This is a genomic window from Mesorhizobium sp. M1295 (genome assembly GCF_040318135.1).
Lineage (GTDB): Bacteria > Pseudomonadota > Alphaproteobacteria > Rhizobiales > Rhizobiaceae > Mesorhizobium.
Map to the genome: position 1 here is coordinate 62059 of NZ_JAMYLU010000024.1, position 21675 is coordinate 83733.

18 protein-coding genes and 1 pseudogene are annotated in these 21675 nt (G+C 62.1%); 6 read left to right on the plus strand and 13 right to left on the minus strand.

Annotated features, from left to right (window positions below; all coding sequences use genetic code 11):
• Window positions 1–46: 46 nt before the first annotated feature.
• Entirely contained in the window at window positions 47–1054 is a 1008-nt protein-coding gene (locus NKH29_RS26545; protein ID WP_352852576.1) for an AraC family transcriptional regulator, read from the minus strand.
• 226 nt (window positions 1055–1280) lie between these two features.
• On the opposite strand from NKH29_RS26545, the gene NKH29_RS26550 reads away from it, so the two are divergent.
• From NKH29_RS26550 to NKH29_RS26565, 4 genes are all read left to right on the plus strand, one after another.
• The gene (locus NKH29_RS26550) at window positions 1281–2663 is read left to right on the plus strand and encodes an FAD-binding oxidoreductase (protein WP_352481291.1); all 1383 of its coding nucleotides are present in this window, start codon (window positions 1281–1283) and stop codon (window positions 2661–2663) included.
• A 444-nt stretch (window positions 2664–3107) separates the two neighbouring features.
• Window positions 3108–4178 (plus strand): glycosyltransferase family 2 protein, encoded by a 1071-nt coding sequence (locus NKH29_RS26555; protein WP_352791239.1) that lies wholly within the window; start codon window positions 3108–3110, stop codon window positions 4176–4178.
• Window positions 4153–4845 (plus strand): class I SAM-dependent methyltransferase, encoded by a 693-nt coding sequence (locus NKH29_RS26560; RefSeq protein WP_023717157.1) that lies wholly within the window; start codon window positions 4153–4155, stop codon window positions 4843–4845. The genes NKH29_RS26555 and NKH29_RS26560 overlap by 26 nt, the downstream gene beginning before the upstream one ends.
• A complete protein-coding gene (locus tag NKH29_RS26565; protein ID WP_352481293.1) occupies window positions 4823–5278 on the plus strand; it encodes a GtrA family protein in 456 nt (151 codons plus the stop codon). The genes NKH29_RS26560 and NKH29_RS26565 overlap by 23 nt, the downstream gene beginning before the upstream one ends.
• Here NKH29_RS26565 and NKH29_RS26570 read toward each other — a convergent pair.
• The 3 genes from NKH29_RS26570 to NKH29_RS26580 form a co-directional block, all read right to left on the minus strand.
• Window positions 5275–5907 (minus strand): hypothetical protein, encoded by a 633-nt coding sequence (locus NKH29_RS26570; RefSeq protein WP_023717155.1) that lies wholly within the window; start codon window positions 5905–5907, stop codon window positions 5275–5277. The two genes, NKH29_RS26565 and NKH29_RS26570, sit on opposite strands and share 4 nt — an antisense overlap.
• Window positions 5894–7057, minus strand: a complete 1164-nt coding sequence (locus NKH29_RS26575) for a putative hexosyltransferase (protein WP_352496161.1) — start codon at window positions 7055–7057, stop codon at window positions 5894–5896. The genes NKH29_RS26570 and NKH29_RS26575 overlap by 14 nt, the downstream gene beginning before the upstream one ends.
• A 101-nt stretch (window positions 7058–7158) precedes the next feature.
• Window positions 7159–7242: a hypothetical protein gene (locus NKH29_RS26580; protein ID WP_352481318.1), complete on the minus strand. Its 84-nt coding sequence runs from the start codon at window positions 7240–7242 to the stop codon at window positions 7159–7161.
• 308 nt (window positions 7243–7550) lie between these two features.
• Between NKH29_RS26580 and NKH29_RS26585 the strand changes: the two genes are divergently transcribed.
• Window positions 7551–8297 (plus strand): gamma-glutamylcyclotransferase, encoded by a 747-nt coding sequence (locus tag NKH29_RS26585; RefSeq protein ID WP_352481294.1) that lies wholly within the window; start codon window positions 7551–7553, stop codon window positions 8295–8297.
• Here NKH29_RS26585 and NKH29_RS26590 read toward each other — a convergent pair.
• The 9 genes and pseudogenes from NKH29_RS26590 to NKH29_RS26630 all read right to left on the minus strand — a co-directional run bounded on the left by NKH29_RS26590 (window position 8284) and on the right by NKH29_RS26630 (window position 19025).
• A complete protein-coding gene (locus NKH29_RS26590; protein WP_353000957.1) occupies window positions 8284–10266 on the minus strand; it encodes a glycoside hydrolase family 127 protein in 1983 nt (660 codons plus the stop codon). The genes NKH29_RS26585 and NKH29_RS26590 overlap by 14 nt on opposite strands.
• A 27-nt stretch (window positions 10267–10293) precedes the next feature.
• The gene (locus NKH29_RS26595; protein ID WP_352749428.1) at window positions 10294–11151 is read right to left on the minus strand and encodes a carbohydrate ABC transporter permease; all 858 of its coding nucleotides are present in this window, start codon (window positions 11149–11151) and stop codon (window positions 10294–10296) included.
• Window positions 11151–12077, minus strand: a complete 927-nt coding sequence (locus NKH29_RS26600; RefSeq protein WP_353000959.1) for a carbohydrate ABC transporter permease — start codon at window positions 12075–12077, stop codon at window positions 11151–11153. Before NKH29_RS26600 ends, NKH29_RS26595 begins: the two co-directional genes overlap by 1 nt.
• Window positions 12078–12455: 378 nt before the next feature.
• The gene (locus NKH29_RS26605; protein WP_352996574.1) at window positions 12456–13709 is read right to left on the minus strand and encodes an ABC transporter substrate-binding protein; all 1254 of its coding nucleotides are present in this window, start codon (window positions 13707–13709) and stop codon (window positions 12456–12458) included.
• Window positions 13710–13792: 83 nt separating this feature from the next.
• Complete coding sequence (locus NKH29_RS26610; protein ID WP_353000961.1) at window positions 13793–14848, minus strand: LacI family DNA-binding transcriptional regulator; 1056 nt, start codon at window positions 14846–14848, stop codon at window positions 13793–13795.
• 250 nt (window positions 14849–15098) lie between these two features.
• Complete coding sequence (locus tag NKH29_RS26615; RefSeq protein WP_353000963.1) at window positions 15099–16508, minus strand: DUF6600 domain-containing protein; 1410 nt, start codon at window positions 16506–16508, stop codon at window positions 15099–15101.
• Window positions 16509–16728: 220 nt separating this feature from the next.
• Window positions 16729–16935: pseudogene (locus tag NKH29_RS26620) on the minus strand (LacI family DNA-binding transcriptional regulator); the annotation flags it as partial.
• A 179-nt stretch (window positions 16936–17114) separates the two neighbouring features.
• Entirely contained in the window at window positions 17115–17594 is a 480-nt protein-coding gene (locus NKH29_RS26625; protein WP_352852578.1) for a very short patch repair endonuclease, read from the minus strand.
• 6 nt (window positions 17595–17600) lie between these two features.
• Complete coding sequence (locus NKH29_RS26630; protein ID WP_352814923.1) at window positions 17601–19025, minus strand: DNA cytosine methyltransferase; 1425 nt, start codon at window positions 19023–19025, stop codon at window positions 17601–17603.
• Between the two features lie 608 nt (window positions 19026–19633).
• Between NKH29_RS26630 and NKH29_RS26635 the strand changes: the two genes are divergently transcribed.
• Window positions 19634–21643 (plus strand): ATP-binding protein, encoded by a 2010-nt coding sequence (locus tag NKH29_RS26635; protein WP_353000965.1) that lies wholly within the window; start codon window positions 19634–19636, stop codon window positions 21641–21643.
• The last annotated feature ends 32 nt before the right edge of the window (window positions 21644–21675 follow it).

The window sequence follows — 21675 nt, forward strand, 5'->3', positions numbered from 1 at the left end:
GGACGCGGCACGCAGACCGAAGCGTCAACGCTCCGCCAGTTCTTTCCTATTGCACGACGCCAGCGGGCAATCTCTGGGCCTCGAGCAACGCCGACCGTCCCTTTCGCCAGGTGCCAGGTGGAATGCCGACGAACTTTTTGAAGGCGCGATTGAACGCGGCTTCCGACTCGTAGCCGACCTCGGCACCCGCTTGCGCGATGCTCATTTCGGGCCGTTCGAGCAAACGTCCCGCCAGTTGCAGACGCCAGCGAGCAAGATAGTGCATCGGCGAGACCTCGACATAGTGGGTAAAGCGGCTCGCAAACGCCGTGCGCGAGAGCCCTACTTCGCGGGCGAGCCGGTCCAATGTCCATTCCTCCCTGGGGCGAGCGTGGATGAGCCGGAGCGCCTCGCCGACATGTGGATCCCGCAGGCCTGACAGCCAGCCGCGCGAATCGCCGGGGAGGGTCTCGAGATGGCGGCGGATGATCTCGACAAACATCAGCTCGCTCAGCTTGGCGAGGATCGTTTCACCGCCCGCCCGCCCACTGCCACCTTCCGCCAGCGCCAGTCGAAACAGGTCGATAACCCAGCTGCTTGCATCGGCGGGCTTGCGGGCACACAGGATGGCCGGCAATGCGGCGAGGAGAGGATTAAAGGGACGTGCATCGCAGCCAAGATATCCGCAAATGAACCGGGTCCGCTCGTCTCCGCCGCCACCATGGATCACCGCGAACGGCAGGCTCTCGTCTATCGGCCGATAATACATCGCCATATTGGGTTCGCCTCGCGCCCCGAGAGAAGAGCTCAAGACATTCGGAACACCACCGGGGAAGACAACCACATCACCGGCGTTCACGAGCACCGGGGGCACCGAATCGTCTGCCAGCGCGGCCCAGCACGAGCCCGACATCACGGCATGAAAAGAAATGATGTGCTCTGCCTCCGGCATGATGGCGGCGGCAATGTCGGCCGTGCCCGGCGACTCGCCGACCCAGGGAGAGCTGGCGTCGACGTCGAAATAGATCGCACCGGTGAGGCGAACGGCTCGGAGCACATCGGAAAGGACATCCATGCACTACACCTCCGGAAACGATCGGCTACTCCCTTTGACAACGAGTTTTTCGGCCAGGCATCTCGAACTATCCGGCAATACAGCCGCCCGAGCAACTACCCATCCGGTCTAATCCTACTCTGAACGATCGGGCAACAGAAATGGACGATGTGACATTTGCGGGAACAGCGGACGGGATTAGCGTTTCATCGACCGGCCGACAGGTCCAATAACAGGGAGGAATGTCATGCACGATGAAGACATCACCAAATTCGCAGCAAGCCTGCGGGGCGAAGTCATCCGGACCGGCGACGCCCGCTATGATGAGGCCCGCAAGCTCTACAACGGCATGATCGACAAGCGGCCGCTGATCATCGCCCGCTGTGTGGACGTGGCCGACGTGATCACAGCGGTGAATTTCGGCCGCGACAACAATTTGCTGGTTGCGGTGCGTGGCGGCGGCCATAACGGACCAGGATTGGGGAGCTGCGACGACGGTCTGGTGATCGACCTGTCGGCGATGAACGGCGTGCGCGTCGATCCGGACGCCCGTACGGCGCGGGTAGGCCCGGGCTGCACTCAGGGCGACCTCGACCACGCAACCCATGCCTTTGGCCTGGCCGTACCGGCGGGCATCATCTCGACCACCGGGGTCGCCGGACTGACGCTGAGCGGCGGCCATGGCTATCTGACGCGCAAATATGGCCTGACCATCGACAATCTGGTCGAGGCCGATGTCGTGCTTGCCGACGGAAGCTTCGTCACCGCCAGCAAGGAGCGGAACCCTAGCCTGTTCTGGGCGCTTCGCGGCGGCGGCGGCAATTTCGGCGTCGTCACCAGCTTTGTGTTCAAGCTCCACCAGGTCAGCATGGTCTTTGCGGGGCCGATCGCATGGGATCAGCGCCAGGCCCGCACCATCATGCAGCATTATCGCGAGTTCCTGCCGCGCGCGCCCGAGGAACTCGGGATCTTCCTCGGGCTCAAGACGATCCTGTCGAGCGCACCGTTCCCGGAAGAGTTTTGGGGAAAGCGGATGTGTCTGCTGATGTGTTGCTACAACGGCCCGGAGGAAAAGGGCAGAGAGGCGCTTGCTCCGCTACTCGATGCGCTGCCCGCGCCCTGGTTCAACTGGATGGGAATGATGCCCTATCCCGCGGTGCAGAGCATGTTCGATGGGCTCTACCCGAAGGGGATGCAGTGGTACTGGCGGGGCGATTTCGTCAAGACGCTGTCCGACGAGGCGATCGACGCCCATCTCGAGCAGGCGGCGAAGACGCCGAGCGAGCTATCGCTCATGCACCTCTATCCGATCGACGGCGCTGTCCATCGCGTCGGCAAAGACGAGACACCCTGGAATTACCGTGATGCGACCTGGTCGATGGTCATCGCGGGGATCGATCCGGACCCACAGAAAGCGGGGCCGGTGACGCGCTGGACCAAGGCCTACTGGGAGGCCGTGCATCCGTTCGATCTGGGTGGCGCCTACCTGAACTTCATGATGGATGACGAGGGTGAGGGAAGGCTCAAGGCGGCTTATGGCGATAACTACGAGCGCCTGGCCTCGCTAAAGAAGAAATACGACCCGAACAACCTCTTCCGGGTGAACCAAAACATCCGGCCGGCCGCTTGACGGCCGCCCTCGTCTGGCCAGCAAGTGTTGTATCGTACCGGCCGGGCCAGCTAAGGCCCGGCCGGTACGATAGGTTGCCGGTCAGGACGCTCGGCGGCCTACAAGCGCGATACTCGGCCGGGCTCGGCGACCATGTTCCATGAGCCATGTCTGACATGCGTCGAAGCGGTCGGCCCGCACGCTCAGGTCACCCGTAGCGCTGCTTCAACAGGCAAGTCCGGGAGCAGGCAATGCGGTCAACGGGTTATGCCTCAGCGACTGCTTCTCGCCAGGCCGATCGCGCCGGCAGCCTACCGACAATTTCACGCTTCGATGCGGACGTCCGACGTCACCACGACACCCTTCAGTCCTCCTCGAGGACCGGTATCCCCTTAAGAACTAGATAAATTAGCAGTTTCTTAATTGCCTTTGGAACTTTGTAGCTTGCGTTCCATTTTCAACCGCATGCGAGAGTCTGTGGTCCAAGGCCCGGGAATAACGGTGAACAGGTCACCGCCGCGTTACTCGCTGGTCCTGCCCGTATACAATGAAGAACAGGTGCTGCCTCGGCTGATCGAGCGGATCAGTTCGCTTATCGGCCGGCTGGACGGCGAAACGGAGGCCATCTTCGTCGATGACGGAAGCCGCGATGGAAGCGTCGAATACCTTCAAAAAGTGGTCGCCGCCGAGCCGCGCTTTCGGCTGATCGAATTGTCCCGCAATTTCGGCCACCAGGTGGCGATTACCGCCGGCATGGACGCCGCTGCGGGCGATGCCGTCATCGTCATGGATGCGGACCTGCAGGATCCGCCGGAAGTCGTTCTCGATCTGGTGGCTAAGTGGAAGGAAGGTTTCGAGATCGTCTACGCCCGCCGGGTCAAGCGCGAGGGCGAATCCTGGTTCAAGCGCTTTACGGCAAGTCTTTTCTATCGCCTGCTGGAGAAAATGACGTCGGTCGATATTCCGCGCGACGTCGGCGACTTCCGCCTAGTCGGCCGCAAGGCGCTGGAAACCTTCAAGCGTATGCCCGAACATGACCGCTTCGTCAGGGGCATGTTCGGCTGGATGGGGTTCAAGCAGACGGCCGTGCCATTTGAGCGCCACGCACGAACCCTGGGCCAGACCAAATACCCGTTCTGGAAGATGATGCACCTTGCGGTTCACGGCATCGTCAGTTTCTCCGAGAAGCCGTTGCGCCTGGCGCTCTGGGGCGGGTTGGTCATTTCCGCGCTTGCGGGGGTCTTTGGCGCCTACGCCATCTTTGCCTGGTTTTTTGAAACCGGGATCATTGCCGGGTGGACATCCACGGTGGTGATCGTGTCGCTCCTGTGCGGGATCAACCTTTTCATGACCGGCGTGGTCGGACTCTACGTCGGCAGCATCCACGCCGAGGTGAAACGCCGCCCGCTTTATGTCATCGATCGGCTCACCGGCTTCGACGAGTCGATGCGTGCCGCCTCCGGTGAGCGCCGCCGATCGTTTCACAAACCCAGGAGTGGAGTCCCCGCCAATGGCCGAACTCTTCGACAGCTATAAATCCAACTATGGCGAGGCGGTCGAAGGGTCCATCCGGTTTTCCGGACTCAGCCACGACTTCTTCCTTGTCGCCAAGGCGGATCTGCTGCGGCGTCTGGTCTTCGAGCGAAAGCTTCGGCAGGGTGGGTCGGCTGTAAGGGCGCTGGATGTCGGCTGCGGCGTCGGTTCGCTCCACCCCTACCTCGACGGTGCTTTCGACAGCGTCGATGGTTGCGATGTCTCGCAAGAATCGATTTTGCACGCCAGCCAACACAATCCGCGTGTGGCCTACAGGACCTGCAGCACTCAGGGGCTGCCTTACGAGGACGGCACGTTCGATCTGGCTTTCGCTAGTTGCGTCGTCCATCACGTTCCGCCCTCCTCCTGGCTCGATTTCTTCCTGGAAATGCGGCGCGTCGTACGGCCGGGCGGCGTCGCCTGCATTATCGAGCACAATCCCTACAATCCACTGACGCGCCTTGCTGTGTTCCGGTGTCCGTTCGATCACGACGCGGTTCTGCTCAACGCCGCCAAAGCGAGGTCCGTTTTTCAGGAAACAGGCTTCCGGGACATCCGCTCCGAGCATTTCCTGCTGCTGCCATCGGCAAGGCCCTTGGCCAGAAGGGTCGAGCGGGTATTCGCGCCTTTGCCGCTTGGAGCGCAGTATGCGTGTAGTGCGCGTGTCTGAGCGCCGTTCAACCGGCGACGCCGGGCTGAGGGTGCTGGCGCGCTTCGGGTCGGTCGGCATCGCCGCAACGATCCTTTATGCAGTGATGGCCACCGCTTTGGTAAAATGGCAACGGTTCGGCCTCTCGCCGGTCGGTGCCTCGCTCGCGGCTTACACCGCAGCCGCCCTGTTTTCTTATCTCGCGCATAAGTTCGTGACTTTCGCGTCGAGCGGATCGCATCGATCGGAAGCTCCGCGTTTTTTCTTGCTGACGGCGACAGGCTTCGCCGTTGCCTACGCGGCGCCGGCGGTTTTGACGGCCAAACTCGGCCTGCCGCCGATCATCGCCATTCTGGTTACATGCTTGCTTGTTCCAGCGGTCAATCTTCTCATGCTCGACCGGTGGGTCTTTGCGCAGCGAAGACCCGGCCAGCAACGTGATCGCCCGCCCTAACCCGGCTCAACAGGATCGAGCCGGAACGACAACAATTTGATGGCGCGCTTGTAGATGTTGCTGGCGGCCGAACTTGGCGGAATGCCGTCGAGGTAGTCGAAGGCGACATCGAGTATCCTGGCCTCGGCGAGGGCCGCCGTTGGAATGACGAACGAGACCGTTCGCGGCTCTTTGCCGGACAGCGTCACCGCATGCACCCGAACGCCATTCACCGAAATAATAATCCGCTGCGTGACCTGCGGCGGGCGAATGGCGGCGGCCATTTGCAGCGTGGCCGTCACACTGTCGTGGAGCGGCGGTATCTTCAGCCGAAGCCGCGAGGTCTCGCCTAGGGAATGGGTGCCGTCGGCAACGGGTCCCGACCAGCCGCAGACCCTCATGCCGGCTGCCTTTTTGGCTCCGTCGGACCGGAACGACACCGTCTCGCCTAGGGTATAGCTGCCGACCGCATCGCGATTGAGGCAGGTCGTCGTCCGGTCAATGTAATAGGCGCGATAATCGGCGTTGACATTCGGATTGAGAGCAAGCGCAAGAATGACGATTTCCGTTCCCGCCAGAACCGCCGCCAGCGCGTAGCTGGCAAGCCTGGCCCCGCGCAGATACCGGCCCGAAATGTCAGACCAGGGCAAGATAGCCTCCGATCCATGCCACGGTCATGAAATAACAGGCGCCCAGGAAGAGAGCCAGAGCCGCAAGAAAAGTCAGCTTCGACGCCGACGACAGCATGGCCAGCAATATTGTCAGAGGTGCAAGCCCAACGACGTATCTGACCATCGAGGCCAGGTTCGTGATCAGCGGCAGGATGATGCAGCAGGCGCAGAACAACGCGGCGCCATATTGCCTGCGAACCGCCAGAACCGCCGATAGCGCCAGTCCGATGAGTGCGGCGAGCGCGCTCCATTGCGGCGCCGTGGGCAGCCATCCAGTTGTCGGAACGGCCGAAAACCCGTCCCATATAAAGGCGAGCGGATTGCCCGGCACCCGTCCAAACGCGCGCTGCACGTGCAGGAAGGCAAAGCCGTCGCCGACGGTCAGATAGAGAAACAGGATGTAGGCGAATAGGCCGGCTGGCGAGATGAAGATGGCGACCAGCAGATCCGGTCGGCCAAGCAGCCAACGCGGGAACGACAGCGTCGATCCGCCCTTTGCGCGGTAATCCGTGAACATCTGAATGACGGTCGCGAATACAACGAGCACCCCGACGAGCCTGGTTGCCGACAGGAGAGCCGATGACAGTCCCGCAGCCAGATAGCTGGAGCGTTTGAACGCCAGAAAAACGCACGAAGTCAGGAGTACGAAAAGAGGTTCGGTCAGGAAAGTCGTGAAGTGATAGGAGAACGGGCCGCTGAGCAGGAAGGCGCAATACAGAACATAAGCGCGCATGTTCTTCTCGAGCAGTGGCCACGCCACCAGACAGGCGGCATAGCTGCACGCAATCGATGTGATCGACGCGACGAGTATCGTCGGAAAGCGGAAAACAGACCGGATTGCCGCCACCAGCATCGGATAGAGCGGGAAAAAGCCCCAGCGTCCGACATTGCTCTGGCCTGGAATGGGAAAGCGCTCATAGCCGTGTTCGGAAATGCCGACATACCACGCGCAATCCCAGCGGCAGAGCGCCTGGGCATAGGCCGCGAAGCCGGGTTCTGCCGAAACCGAAGCAAATGCGGCATAGCGAATGGCCAGCCCACTGACGACGAAAGCCAACGGCACCGCGACGACGGCTACCGCAACAAAGCGGCCACCGGCGTTCGGACGCGCGACAGCTTCGAGCGCCAAAATCTGCCTCCACCCGTTCAAATGGCAGGCGCCACTCAAAGCTAGATGACGCGCGCCCCGGCGAATTCAAGGCGTGCACGCGGCTCAAATTGGCGATACCGCTATCCGGCGCTTCTGAGCCAGACCAGCATCTCGCCGGGGTCGCGGTTGTGCCAGGCGAAATGCGGCACGGCGCCGACTTTCACTTCCTCGACCGCCGGCGGTTCGGTGCGGTAGAGCCCCTTTCCAGTTTTCGAAAGTCTCCTTTTGGCCGAAAGCGTGACGCCGCCGCCCAGACGGTTCGCTGCTTGTGTGCCTCGATCTCAGCCGTTCGCGGCAGAGCGATGCGGTGCCGTGGCTGGAATTCGACGCGCAAAAGTCCGCCGCGTATTTTGTGCGATTCCGTCAAGCTGTTGTACACGACAGTTTTGAACCCTGATGCCGCGGTGGCGTACTCGGCCCTTGAGAATCCTCCAGCCTTCGGCAACATGGCGGCAAAGCTGAGAGTGTGAGGATGAGCAAGGTCATTTCCGCCGCATCGCGGCGTCAGTCGGCGCCGCGCAAGTCACCGATGGCGCTGACCGAGGCGCTGGTCGCCCGCACCTTGCGGGCGGTCGAGGACGCCGGGCCGACGCCGGGCATGGTCTACATGACCGATGCCGATTACGCGCGCATTCGCGACGAGGTGCTGGCCGGCGCGCCGGCCGGGCCGGTGAAGCTGTTCGCCTATGGTTCGCTGCTATGGAAGCCGGCCGGCGAGGTCAGGGGTGGCGAACGGGCCGTAGCGACGGGCTGGCACCGTTCGTTCTGTTTTACGGTGCAGCGCTTCAGGGGCACGGTGGAGCAGCCCGGCCTGATGATGGCGCTCGACCGCGGCGGCCAATGCCAGGGGATGGTGTTCGAGATCGCCGAGCCAGTGGCGGCTAATCTCGAAGCGCTGCTGCGCCGCGAGATGACCATCCTGCCGGCCGTCAACGTGCCGCGCTGGCTGCAGGTCAGGACGGGCGACGGCATGGGCCAAGCGCTTGGTTTCGTTGTCGATCCCGCCAATCCGCGCTATGCCGGCAAGCTCGAAAAGCGAGCGATAGCGGCGACCCTGGCCACGGCCGTCGGCCATTGGGGTTCGGGCGCCGAATATCTGTTCGAGACCATTCGCCATCTCGACGCCTGCGGCATCCGCGACCGCAATCTCTGGCAGCTGCAGGAACTTGTGGCCGAGGAGATCGGCCGGGCGCCGCCGTCGGGCTTTATTCGTCCCTGAGCCAGACCAGCATCTCGCCGGGATCGCGGTTGTCCCAGGCGAAGTACGGCACGGCGGTGACTTTCGCTTCCTCGACCGCCGGCGGTTCGGTGCGGTAGAGCCCCTCTTCCCAGTTTTCGAAAGCCTCCTTCTTGGCAATAGCCGAAAGTGTCACGACGCCGCCCAGAAGGTTCGGCTGCTTGTGTGTCTCGATGTCGGCCGTTCGCGGTAGAGCGATGCGGTGCAGCTGGCTGGAATTGTCGGTCTCTTCGATGCAATAGATCAGCGGTCCGCGCGCCAGTGCGACGCGGCCGATATCCTGCCGCACCTGCGGGTTGGCGTAGAGGCGGTCGACGGCCATTTCGAGATCGAGCTCGACGCGGTCGCCCTTGCGCCATTCGCGGCGGATCGCGGCATAGCCGTCACTGGTGACAGCATCCAGATCGATATCGCCGCCGTTGACCTTGAGCGTTGCCTTGCGGCACCAGGCCGGCAGCCGCAGGTGCAAGGTGAACTCGGTCGGCGCTTCCGGTTCGACGGAGATCGAGACCGCGCCGTCCCAGGGATAATTGCTGGTCTGGGTGAGCTCTATCTGCGCCCCGGCGATATCGAAACGAGCCGTGCCGTTTCCATAGAGGTGGACGGCAAGTGCTGTGTCCGACAGGCCGTAGAAATAGCTGCCGATCGAGGCGACCATGCGCCCGACATTGGGCGGGCAGCACGGGCAGCGGTGCCATTTCCAGCGGTGGTGGGCGCCGCGGCTTTCGAGCGGATTTTCGTAGAAGAACAGCGAGCCATCGAGCGACAGGCCCGAGATCGAGCCGTTGTAGAGGGCCCGCTCCATGATGTCGGCGTAGCGCGCATTGGGACCCATGCCGAGCATGCGGCTTGCCCAGAACACCAGGCCGACCGAAGCGCAGGTCTCGGCATAGGCGGTGTCGTTGGGCAGGTCGTAATCGGCAGTGAAACCCTCATTGTGCGACGATGGCCCGAGACCGCCAGTCACGTAAAGGTTCTTGGTCATGAGATCGTCCCACAGCCGGTCGAGCGCCACCCGCAGCGTGTCGTCGCCATATTCGGTGGCGATGTCGGCCATGCCCGAATAGAGGTACATCGCCCGCACCGCATGGCCGACGACCTTGTCCTGCTCGCGCACCGGCCTGTGCGACTGGTTGTATTCGTAGGTCTTGAAATGATAGGCCCTGGGGTCAGCGCCGCGGGCGCGCGCCTCCTCGTCGAAATAATGCGGCTGCTGGCCGCGCTGATCGATGAAGTATTTGGCAAGCTCCATGTATTTGCGCTCGCCCGTCACCCGCGCCAGCTTGACCAGCGCCAGTTCGATCTCCTCGTGGCCGCAATAGCCCTTCTTCTTGCCGGGCTCGGGACCGAACGTCTCGGCGATATGGTCGGCATAGCGGCACATGATGTCGAGCAGCTTGCGCTTGCCCGTGGCCTGGTAATAGGCGACGGCGCCCTCGATCAGATGGCCGGCGCAATAGAGCTCATGGCAGTCGCGCAGGTTGGTCCAGCGCAGGCCCGGCTGGATGCGCTGGTACCAGCTCGACAGATAGCCGTCGGGCTGCTGCAGCCTGCCATACATGTCGATGACGGCGTCGATCTTCTTCTCCAGCTCCTCGTTGCGGCGGCGGTAGAGCGAATAGGCGGCGGTCTCGATGGTCTTGCCCCAGTCCGAGTCCCAGAACATCTGGGTGGTCACCGTCGATCCGGTGAATTCGTTGCCGGCGGTGGCCGCCTCGTCCGGCGAGGGTGAGTGGAACGGAATGACGACGCCGGGCGACGGCCGGTCGGGATCGATCTGCTCGAGCATGCGCGCCTCGACGCATCGGTCGTAGAGGATGCCGGCGGTCTTGCTGGCAACGGCATCGACACGGTCGCCCCAGAAGCCGCGCACGTCGACCTGCGGTACCGGCAGCGGGCGGAATGCGAGTTTCGGCTTGGCGCCCTGACTGGCGGATTGCGATGCGGTCATCAACTTACTCCGTTCGATTTCTTGTGGTCACTTCACGGCCCCTGCCATCAGGCCGCGGATGTAGAAGCGCTGCAGCAGCAGGAAGAGCACCAGGCACGGCACCATCATCACGGTGACGCCGGCCTGCACCGCGCCCCAGTCGATGGCGCCGAAGCGGCCGGACTGGAGTGCGGTCATCATGATCGGCAGCGTGAATTTGGACTGGTCTGTCATCAGCACGAGTGCTGCCAGAAACTCGTTCCAGGCGCCGAGGAAAGCGAACAGCGCAATGGTGACGATGCCCGGCCAGACCAGCGGCAGCATGACCCTCAACAGCATGGTGACATTGTTGGCGCCGTCCATGCGCGCGGCCTCCTCGATCTCGCGCGGCACCGCGTCGAAGGCGTTGCGCATCATGAAGATTGAGAACGGCAGCTGCAGCGTGACGTAGACGCAGACCAGCCCGGTCAGCGTGTTGTGCAGGCCGATTTTTGTCAGCACCAGGAAGATCGGCGTCAGGATCGACTGGAACGGGATCATGATCGTCGACAGGATGACGACGAAGAGCAGGTTCTTCAGCGGAAAACGGAAGCGCGAGAAACCGTAGCCGGCGAGCACGCTGACGATCACCGACAGCACCACGGTCATGACCGAGACATAGATGCTGTTTTGCGCCGGCAGCCAGAGGCCATCGCCGAAGGTGTTGAGCGTGGCGTAATTCTCTAGCGAAAAGCCCGTCGTCGGCCAGGGCGGCAGCGGCGGCTGGCGCGCCTCCTGCGCCGGCTTGAAGGCCGAAAGCACCGTCCAGGCGATCGGTGCCAGGAACAGAATGGATGCGATGATGCCGGTCGCATGCTCTGCAATCTGCATGCCGATGCGGCGTTTGCGGCTCCTTGCCTGCGCCATCAGTCGACCCCCTCGGGCTGGCGCAGCAGCCGCAGCTGGATGAGGCTGAGCGCCACCAGGATGACCAGCAGGACCATCGAAAGTGCGGCGCCATAGCCGAGCTTGAACGACACGAAGGACTGGTTGAAGATCCAGTAGACGGCGGTCAGCGTCTGGTTGCGCGGGCCGCCGCGCAGGATGATGTAGAACTGGTCGAAGGCGAGGATCGAGCCGGCCACCGACAGGATCAGCGCCAGCGCCAGCGTGCGGCGCATCAAGGGCAAGGTGATGGCGCGAAACCGCGCGAGTGGCCCTGCCCCGTCGATCATCGCCGCCTCCTGCAGGTCCGGCGGGATCGACTGCAGGCCGGTCATCAGGATGATCATGGTGAAGCCCGCCACCTTCCACACCACCATGGCGATGATCGACCAGAAGGCCGGCTGGAAGGTCGCCAGCAGGTTGAATTTCTTCTCGGTCAGGCCAAGCTCGAAAGCGGCCGGGCTGAACAGGCCGGAATCGACGTTGAGCAGCCATGACCACAAAAGGCTGGCCGAGGCAAAACCGATGACCGCCGGCATGAAGAAGGACGTGCGGTAGAAGCCGGTCAGCTGCCGCGGCCTTTCGATGAACAGCGCCAGCGGAAAGGCGACGGCGAAGATCGCGATCGTCACCACCACCGTGTAATAGCCGGTGAACTTCAGCGCGTTCCAGAAACGGGTATCGCGCAGTATCGCCCAATAATTGTCGAGGCCGATGAAGCTATGCGCGCCCATCAGCGGCCAGTTGTGCAGCGACATCCAGGCGGTCATGCAAAGCGGCACGATGAAGAAGACGACGACAAGGGCAACGGCCGGCGCGACATAGAGCAGGCCGATCCACTGCCGGCGCCCGGCGCCGACCAATTTGCGGGGGCGCGTCGGGGCGGAGATTGCTGTGATGGTGGTCATGGCTGGCCGCTCGGTGGTTGAAGGGCAATCACATCGGGAGAATACCCCCTCACCCGGATTGCCAACCGAATTGCGAAGGGCAATTCGGGGCAATCCGACCTCTCCCCGAGGGGCGAGGAGGTCGCCAGCGTTGACGCCAGCCTCTTCTCCCCAGCGGGGAGAAGGTGGCCGCGAAGCGGCCGGATGAGGGGGTCTTTTCTCAACGCGATAGCCCTGCTGTTAGCGCTGCGTCCCCCTCCCCCTTGAGGGGAGGGTCCGGCCGAAGGCCGGGGGTGGGTCCTCTGCGAAGTGCGCCGACGCAAAAGAACCTCGAGCACTGCCGCGACGACCCCATCCGGACCTTCGGTCCGACCTCCCCTCGAGGGGGAGGTGGGCGCTTTACTTCTGCGGCGCCGAATCGATGATCGACTGCATGGTTTCCTGTGCGTTGGCGATGGCGCCGTCGACGTCTTCGCCGAAGAAGACCTCGTTCATCATCTGGTTCCACGGACCGTTGGCCGAGTTGATCAGGTCGTTGAACACCACCGAATAGGGCGTGCGGCCCTTGGCCATGGCTTCGGCGGCGACCTTGTAGCGCGGGTCGAGTTCCTTCAGCGCCTCATTGGCGATGTCGCCGCGCACCGGAAGGCTGCCGTATTTCGCCAGGATGGTCTGGCCTTCGAGCGAATAGGCGAAGTCGAGGAACTCCTTGACCACCGCGACCTTGGTGGTGCCTTTGGTGACGACGAAATTGTCGCCGCCGGCAAACGACGACCAGCCGCCGTCCTTGCCGGGCAGGAAGGTGATGCCGTAGTCGATGTCGGGATATTGCGTGTTGAGCGCGCCGATGGCGAAGGCGCCGGACGGCGAGATGCCGATATTGCCGGTGGCGAAGGCGGCAAAGAAGTTGGAGCCGGTGTCGGTCTGCGCGCCTGAAGGCACCAGGTCCTTCTTGACCATCGAACGGTAGAGGTCGATGGCGCCGCGCATCTGCGGCGTGTCCAGTGTCGCCTTGGAGCCGTCCTCGGTGAGGATATCGCCGCCCGAGGCCCAGATCAGCGGCGTGAAGGTGAAGATGTTGCAGCCGCCGCAATTGCCGGAGAAGTAGAAGCCCTTGATGTCGCCGCCTAGCGCGTTGACCTTTTCGGCGTCGGCTTCGATCTCGGCCCAGTTGGTCGGGCCTTTTTCCGGGTCGAGGCCGGCCTGCTTGAACAGCTTCTTGTTCCAGATCAGCACCGAGGAATCGGCCGAGAACGGCAGCCCGTAGATGCGGCCCTTATAGGTGCCGGTCTTGACATGCGCCGGCGACAGGCTGGCGAAATAGGGCAGCGATTTCGCCCAGTCGGTGATGTCCTCCAGCTGGCCGGCGGCGGCGAAGGACGGCGTGTAGATCAGGTCGAGCGACAGCGCATCGGGCGCCGTGCCGCCGGCAGCGGCAGCACCGTATTTCGGGATGATTTCGGCATTGGGGATGATGTCGAGCTTGATCTGGTTCTGATGGCCCTTGTTGAAGGCATCGACGATGCGCGGCATGAAGTTCGAGCCGTCGGCGCGAACCCAGATGTTGGCGGTATCGGCGGCGGCCGAGCCGACCGTCGCCAGCGTGCCCAAAATGCTCGCGGCGATGGCGAGCCCGGTAATGGTGGTTCTCATGCTTCTCCTCCACATGGTTTTAATTTAGCGTCTTAATTTAGCCGCGCCCCCAAGCGGGTGACTATTGACACGGCCCGTTTCGTTCAGCCGTCCGGCGGACGGCCGCATGACTGACGCACCACCAGCCGGCACGGCAGTTTTCTAATGCCCGGCAGAGCGGGTTCGCCGCCGACGAGCGAAAGCAAGGCAAGGCCGGCCTCGCGGCCAAGTGCTGCGAGATTCATGTCGACCGAGGTCAGCGGCGGGCGGGTCGCCTCGGCGACGATCTGCCAATTATCGAAACCGATGACGCCGACCTCGTCCGGCACGCCGATGCCGCGTTCGCGCAAGGCATCGATGACGCCGCGCGCGATCTGGTCGTTGCCGCAGAACACCGCATCGGGCTTTTCGCGCGTACCATCGAAACCCCCGCCGTCGAACAGCTTCTTGACCGCCTCATGCCCCCAGGCTTCCGACCACGGGCCGAGCAGCGGCTCCATTACCGGTAAGCCGTTCTCGGCCAGCACCGCGCGATAGGCCTGCGCCCGCGCGTGCACCACGGCAAAGCTCGCGGGACCGCTGACATGGGCGATGCGCCGCCGTCCGAGCCGGCAAAAATGCTCGACCGCCAGCCGCGCCCCGCCGGCATCGTCGGAGACGAAGGCGATGGCGCCGGGATCGGGCTCGGTAAAAGCGTAGATCGCCGGAATGCCGAGATTGGCGAGGTCGACCGGCAGATGGCGGTCGATGCGCTTGCCGGTGGCGATGATGCCGTCGACGCGCTTGTCGAGCATGGCATCGACATGCAGTTGGGCAAGGCGCGGGTCGTCCTCGACATTGCACAGGAACACCGAGACGCCGGCATCGACCAGCGCGTCGGAAACGCCGGCCATCAGCGGCAGCGAAAAGCGGCCATAGGTGTCGTTGGTCAAAAGCCCGACGGTAAAGGAGCGCCGCCTGAGCAGGCTCTGCGCCAGGCTGTTCGGGCGAAAGCCAAGCCGCTGCGCCGTCTCGCGAATACGCGTCCGCGTCTCGGCAGTCATCCGCCCCTGCCCGTTCAGCGCCTTCGACGCCGTTGCGACGCTGACGCCGGCAATGGCCGCCACCTCACGCAGGGTGACGGGCTGCTTGGCGGGCGTTGGCTGGACGTCGGACGCCATGATTTGGATATCGATCCTCCCAGATGGGAAAAGCTTTTCTCTTATGGTCCGGCAGGGTGCTGATTGGTGAGGTCAGCTGGCGCCGGGCCGTTTGGGAAAAGGTTTTCTCAGGGAGAGATTAGGACGAAGGACGTAGGGATGGCAAGAGGGAATGGCCTGGTTGTTCGGGCAGGCAACTGCGAATGTCTGCCCTAGGTCCACGACGGGCTCCGCGATCGAATAATCGCGGTGCCGCAGTCTACCCGCAGAGCTAGCAGTTCTCAGTCTGTGGATCGCACGCCTTGTTTTTCTGTTTCTGTGGCTTGGGCTTGACCGCCTGCTCGGGCTCGGCCTGCTGCTGCTCGGCCGCTGGCTGCTCCTTGGCCTTCCGCTTCTCAGGCTTGGCCGCCTGTTCCGGTTCGGCCTGCTGCTGCTCGGCGGCGGGCTGCTTCTTGGCCTTCGGCTTCTCAGGCTTGGCCGCCTGTTCCGGCTCGGCCTGCTGCTGCTTGGCGGCGGGCTGCTTCTTGGCCTTCGGTTTCTCGGGCTTGGCCGCCTGTTCCGGTTCGGCCTGCTGCTGCTCGGCGGCGGGCTGCTTCTTGGTCTTCGGCTTCTCTGGCTTGGCCGCCTGTTCCGGCTCGGCCTGCTGCTGCTTGGCGGCGGGCTGCTCCCCGGCCTTCGGCTTCACAGGCTTGGCCGCCTTGCCGGGCTCGGCCTGCTGCTGCTCGGTGGCCGGCTGCTCCTTGGTCTTCGGCTTCTCAGGCCTGGCGGTTTCTTCGGGCTTGGCCTGCTCGGTCGTTGCAGCGCCTTCGGTCGGCTTCGATTTCCGGCCAGCCTGAACCTGCTTCACCTCTTCGATGTCTTTGAGCTTAGCTGGTTTGGCCTTAGGGTCGGCTTTCACCTCGCCCTCAAAGACAGCGACCGTATCGTTTTCCAGTTTGCCGGACTGCTCGGGCGCGTCGGTCTTGCTGACCTTGACGGCAGTCACCTTCTGGTTCGTCTCCTTTTCGATCACATCGACATCAATGACTTTGTTGATCACCACGTTGTTCTGGATCGTCACGTCGCCGGCCGGTTCGGCCGCCTCGACAATGCGCACAAACTCCGGCTCATCACGAATAACGACCACAGAAATGTCCGCGGCAAGGAATTCGCGGGTGGGGACCACAACCCAGTAATAATCCGGCGTCGTGTCGAAGATCACCTCGATTGAAATCAAATCCGGATCGCGGCGGGGCGGCAGCGGCGCCCAAATGATGTGCTCCCTGTCACGACGCCAACTCACCCATGCTGGCGCCCAGCGAGTGCCCGGAACCCAGTACCAGCCGATATCGTCGGCATAGCCCCACCGGCCGTAATGGTACGTCGCCCAGCCGAATGGCTCGTCGGACACCCAGAGCCAGCCATACTGCTCGGTATAGACCCAGTGTCCAAGCGTATACGGACGCCAATCGTCAGGCACATCAACCGGCACGAAAACGGTCGCTCCGTGATACGAGACCCAATCACCATAGGAAGACAGGTCTTCGTAGAACGTGCTGATCGAAACGGTGGTGGCAGCCCTTGCCTCGGACACGAGCGACAATGGCGCAATCGGGTTGGGAATCTCGACGACCGTGAACAGGCAGGCGGTTACACCGCCGAGCATCAGTCGCACCGCATGTTGGGCAAGGACGCGTTTCATCGTAATCTTCCTCCGAAACAGATCGCCCTTCATCGTACAAACCCGCCGGCTGCCGGATTGTTCCACTTTGCTGACGTTACCCGCATCCCCTCCCGCAACGGCTTGGCATCGCACGATCATATTTGGGATCAGAGTTGCTTCATTAGGGCGGTGACCGTCACAAATGCGCGCCGAAGGCGCGGCGATAGATCGTTGGTCAGCGGGCCCGACGGTAAGGGAGCCGCCGCAACAGGCTCTGCGCCAGGCTGTTCGGGCGAAAGCCAAGCCGCTGCGCCGTCTCGCGAATACGCGTCCGCGTCTCGGCCGTCATCCGCCCCTGCCCGTTCAGCGCCTTTGAGGCCGTGGCCACGCTGACGCCGGCAAGCGCTGCCACCTCACGAAGGGTAACGGGGGTCTTGGCGGGCGTTGGCTGGACGTCGGACGCCATGATTCGGATATGATCCTCCCATTTGAGAAAAGCTTTTCTCTTATGGGCCTCCGGGGTGCTGAATGGTGAGGTCAGCGGATGCGAGGCGGGTTGGGAAAAGGTTTTCTCAGAGGGAGATTAGGGGAAGGCGTGGGGGATGGCAAGGGGCGGTGGGATTAGGTCGTGCCTGCTGCTCCGGTCTATTCACCACTAATGTCAAGCCGCCCTCGCTCCGCGTCTGAGCACAGGAATGTCGCAAGATCGTCCAGAACCGACTCCACCGGTCGGCGAACGGGTCCTCTAAGCGCACATTCCCAAACGACCGCCAATCGCCAGCCTTCACTTTCCAGCTTGTGAAACGCTTCCCGATCTCTAGCTTGGGTGCGTGCGATCTTCTCTGACCAGAAAGCAGCATTCGATCGCGGCGTAACGCCAAGTGAGCACTCGTGGCCATGCCAGAAGCAGCCGTTCACGAAGACGATGGCTCGAGCTCCGGGAAAAACGAGATCTGGTGTGCCAGGCAGACGTCGATCATGCAGTCGGTACCGAAGGCCGAGCGCATGCAGACCACGCCGGATGACCATCTCGGGGCCTGTATCGCGCGCCCGAATCCGCGACATGTTGAGGCGGCGCTGCTCTGACGTAAGCGGGTCGGCGCGCGTGGCCTGACGCCTTGCCATCGGATGTCAGGCAGTGGCAAAGCGGCTCAAGTGCCGCCGGCCCTGGCCTGCCACTTTTGCGAAAATCTCAGCGATTTCTCTTGCCACGGCCCGCGCCAGAAGGGGCGGCACCGCATTACCGATCTGCCGAAAGGCGGCGTTCATTGCGCCGCGAAATACGAAACCGTCGGGGAAGGACTGCAGCCGGGCCGCCTCTCGGACGGAAATGGTCCGCGCCTGAGCGCTATCATAATGTATGTGGCTGTAGCTGTCCTTGCCCAAGTGCGCCATCAAAGTCCGCGCTGGCAGATTTGGCTCCATCTTGCGCCACTTGTTCGGAAACTTACCAGTGTCGTAGGGTGGCACGATCGATGCTCTGAGCGCTTCCCACGCGGCTGAGTCCCTACGAGGAGCAGAGCCGTTCTCAGACTTCAGCTTTGCCAAGGCCTCTTCGAACATTCTGACGGCCACGGCGTGCGCCTCGGGATACTGGTCGCCGGGCCTCAGCCGCGCGAACAGCTTCCAGTCGCGCGGCAGATACCGAATCACATGGTCCAGAACGCCTGTGTTATTCTCGAAATCAGGCCATTCCCGCATAAGGCGGGCATAGTCCGTCGGTGACAAAGTTGGATACATCGCCACACGATCGAAGCGTCGCACTCCCCGCCGGAGTTCGCCCCGAAGATGTTCGGTGATGACTGGAAGATCCCCGAGTGCCTCCGCGGCGGTCACCGCCGGCGTCAGATTTTTATTCGGCGGCTCGGCCGCCACGTATCCCTGAGCATTGCCAAGCAAATTGCCCTTCAGCAATTTGAGCGCCACTTGGCGACTTCCTGCATAGCCAGAGGGAAGCTGCATGAAATGCGTCGGCGAAGGAAACGAGACATCAACGCCTAGCTCGTGCCGAACCGCGATCAGGATCATCCGCTCGCGCATCTGCGGGACGCCATAGAAGGCGGCGTTTAGCAAAGTATAGCGTGTTGCGTAGCCGATCGACTCCAGGAATTCTCGAGTCTCCTCCGCAACGTTTTGACCGCCATGGTTCAGAACATCCGGGACATTCTCCATCACCAGGGCAAGAGGACGGAAAGCCTGCACGAACTTTAGGTAGTCGAGATAGAGACGAGCTCGAGTGTCCAGCCGGAATGCCTCAGGGTGCTCGGCGACCTCGCGCAACTTAGGGCGTCCTACCCGCGCGAAAGCCTGGCACGGCGGGCCGCCGACGAGGACGTCGACTGCGGCGTCGACTTGGCCCAAGTCCAATTCATCCGCCAAACCTTCTGGCCTCAGCTTTGTAATGTCGCGCGGACGTGCATGCCGCGGATCGCCGGGATGGAAATTGGCCCCATGCGAGGCTGCGGCCGCTGGATCGAACTCTACCGCCGCCGCAATCTCGAAGCCCTCTGCGTGGAATCCTAGAGACAGGCCCCCACAGCCTGAAAACAGGTCCAATACGCGGGGCCGACCTCCACTTTGGAGACGTTCGATGCGCGTCAAGACTGAGGCGTCCGCCACTCGATTCAAGAACTGCGCTCCCTATGTGCGTTACCACTAGGGCGATGGTCGAAGCCATTTCCCGCACAATTCAGATACTCACAGACAAATCGCGCAATTAAAGGCGACATCCTGCACCCGCGCATATGACGAACTGTCTCGGACAGACACACATTTTTCGGAGGTGTCAGCATTTGTACGCGGTTTGGCTCATCGATTCGGCTCCCGAAGCGCAAAGTCGGCCGTTAACCTCGCCTCGTCAACACAACTGCGCAAATCCACACAGGTGATCATTTCTGTCGAGTATGCCCTCCGACACGGCGTTGATTCGAAAACTGGTGACGCAGGTGTGTCAGAGAGAATTGAAGGCAGGACAGCAAGTCTTGATGTCATGTCGAACTCGTCGGCTGTCGCATTCGACCGCGCGGTCGAAGCAACGTGGCCGAGGATTGTGAAAATCGCATTCAATCGCCTATGGTGTGCTGAGGGGTGAATCGCTGGCAGTATCGGCGGGGGGCTAAATGAACTTTCTTATCCTGAGGGTGCTACAGCACAGCGAGCTAGGCATGTTCCACGCCTATCGCCGCAGTGGCCGCGAGGGATCACGACAAAGAGCGATCAACTTCGATAGGGACGTGGTTGATCGCGTCTTTCCCGCAGCTAACGATTACGATCGCATACCGCTGCTTCTTCGTTACGACACCGATGATGGTCCTCAAACCTTCGATCATTCACTGAAGCGCCAGGCCAAGAACTGGCGCTTCGAAGGCAATTGCCCTACCGATGAACTTTACGACTTCGTGGAACCCGGCTGTCTTTTTGCGATGCAGATCGAAGCTAGTTCCTTCCCCGCGACCGGTGCCTGGGTCGTGTTTTCAAAGGATGATCTGACCGCCCAGACTGTCCTTGCCGACGGCTCGACCTCAGGTCTATTGCGGGCCGGAATGATTGCACTCGAGCCGGAGGAGAGCGTGCGAGTTCGCCGTCTTCTTTCCGTCGCTCGACCCGACATGTTCACGCTCTCTGTCAGCTGGGATCCCTCCGCCATGACCGACACCTCCAATCCGACGTCGCTTGATGCCATCCCGTCGTCGAACGGCAGACGGAAACTGCCGCCGAATGCCGAACGCCTCGTCGGCATGCTCGGTGATGCAGGCCATCGACTTCCGACGGCCGTTGCCGACATCATCGACAATTCAATCGAGGCCGGAGCCACCGAGATCGATATCACCTTCGATCCTCCTAACAATGGCCACGGTCGCTGGATGGTTATCCGCGACAACGGCACTGGCATGGATGCGCAAACGCTTGACGAAGCGTTGCGTATCGGCAGTGACACCACCTACGGTGTTCGGAGTCTTGGCAAGTACGGCTATGGCCTGAAGGGAGCGTCCTGGTCGCAGGCCCGAGCCGTGACTGTGGTCACGAAGCAGGCGGGCCAGCCCCTTATCCACCTTGGCTGGGACAAGCAGGATATGGCGGATTTTTCGGTCATCGAAGCCCCACTGGAGCCGTGGGAAGATGATGCTACAAAAATACCTCAGAAAGGCACGGCGGTTCTGTGGAAGCACATGAAGATGCCACTATCTGCGCCCTCGGCCAAAGGCGTTTCGCCCCACGTGGCGGAGATTCAAGAACTGACACGGCACCTGGAACTGGTCTTTCATAGGTTTCTAGAAGGAGAGGCCAAGGGACGTCCGCAGCTCACGATCCGCATCAACGGAATTCCAATTGAGCAGAATGGCCCAGCAGGCCACCCGCTGGCGCAACCGTTCGACTCCAAAGTCATTCGCGTACCACTTGAGATTGGACATGCAGATGTCCGAGTACAGCCCTTCCTTCTTCCGACGGAGGATGAGTTGAAGGACCATCATTCCTCGATCGGACTGGCAGCCGGCCAGAAGGCCATCGATCGCATCGGCTATGGCGGGCGTCGTAATGAGACCCAGGGTCTTTTCATCTATCGCAACGATCGACTCATCAAATGGGGGGGCTGGCATGGCATCTGGAAGACCAACGAAGAGAAGACAAAGCTAGCCCGTGTCATAGTTGAGTTTGACAAGCTGCTCGACGAGGCCTTCCAGATCAATATTTCTAAGCAGGAGGTGTCGCTCCCGGGCTATCTTCAGGAGCAGATCAAGTCGCTAGCCGAACCTGTTCGCAAGGCAAGTTTCGCCAAATATGGTCGCAGATCCTCACCTAAGCCGGCTCCGCCTGTGCCTACGCCTACGCAAGGGCTGCGCGCGGTTGATCCAACCTCGACGGCGCCTCAGTCTCCTGGCGACACTCAGGGCGGTTCGATCAACCCCGGCCTCTCTGATCCAGCGCCCCAGCCGCCTTCCGTTTCGCCAATCACCATTCGTCCGGTGACCACGGCCAAGTTCGCCTGGAAGATCTCCGACGGCTTCAATGGCGACCGCGTCCTGCAAGTCAGTTCGACCAGCTCGGCGTTGGTCGAACTCGCTCGTGCCGTTGAGTCGAACCCCGAGGCCACGGCGGCCCTAGCCGCCTTCCTTGAAGAGCTTGACCAAGTTGACGTTCAGCAAGCGCTTATCGAAGGTGCTGCCGGGGTATGACTACGGTGCGGCTCAGAGAGCTCCGACCGTCC

What these genes read in the sequence shown, in the direction of transcription:
- NKH29_RS26600 (WP_353000959.1), bottom strand. Translation starts at nt 12,077, where the DNA reads ATGACCACCATCACAGCAATCTCCGCCCCGACGCGCCCCCGCAAATTG.
- NKH29_RS26555 (WP_352791239.1), top strand. Translation starts at nt 3,108, where the DNA reads ATGCGAGAGTCTGTGGTCCAAGGCCCGGGAATAACGGTGAACAGGTCA.
- NKH29_RS26590 (WP_353000957.1), bottom strand. Translation starts at nt 10,266, where the DNA reads ATGACCGCATCGCAATCCGCCAGTCAGGGCGCCAAGCCGAAACTCGCA.
- NKH29_RS26565 (WP_352481293.1), top strand. Translation starts at nt 4,823, where the DNA reads ATGCGTGTAGTGCGCGTGTCTGAGCGCCGTTCAACCGGCGACGCCGGG.
- NKH29_RS26625 (WP_352852578.1), bottom strand. Translation starts at nt 17,594, where the DNA reads ATGGCAAGGCGTCAGGCCACGCGCGCCGACCCGCTTACGTCAGAGCAG.
- NKH29_RS26560 (WP_023717157.1), top strand. Translation starts at nt 4,153, where the DNA reads ATGGCCGAACTCTTCGACAGCTATAAATCCAACTATGGCGAGGCGGTC.
- NKH29_RS26610 (WP_353000961.1), bottom strand. Translation starts at nt 14,848, where the DNA reads ATGGCGTCCGACGTCCAGCCAACGCCCGCCAAGCAGCCCGTCACCCTG.
- NKH29_RS26615 (WP_353000963.1), bottom strand. Translation starts at nt 16,508, where the DNA reads ATGAAACGCGTCCTTGCCCAACATGCGGTGCGACTGATGCTCGGCGGT.
- NKH29_RS26595 (WP_352749428.1), bottom strand. Translation starts at nt 11,151, where the DNA reads ATGGCGCAGGCAAGGAGCCGCAAACGCCGCATCGGCATGCAGATTGCA.
- NKH29_RS26635 (WP_353000965.1), top strand. Translation starts at nt 19,634, where the DNA reads ATGTTCCACGCCTATCGCCGCAGTGGCCGCGAGGGATCACGACAAAGA.
- NKH29_RS26550 (WP_352481291.1), top strand. Translation starts at nt 1,281, where the DNA reads ATGCACGATGAAGACATCACCAAATTCGCAGCAAGCCTGCGGGGCGAA.
- NKH29_RS26585 (WP_352481294.1), top strand. Translation starts at nt 7,551, where the DNA reads ATGAGCAAGGTCATTTCCGCCGCATCGCGGCGTCAGTCGGCGCCGCGC.
- NKH29_RS26605 (WP_352996574.1), bottom strand. Translation starts at nt 13,709, where the DNA reads ATGAGAACCACCATTACCGGGCTCGCCATCGCCGCGAGCATTTTGGGC.
- NKH29_RS26545 (WP_352852576.1), bottom strand. Translation starts at nt 1,054, where the DNA reads ATGGATGTCCTTTCCGATGTGCTCCGAGCCGTTCGCCTCACCGGTGCG.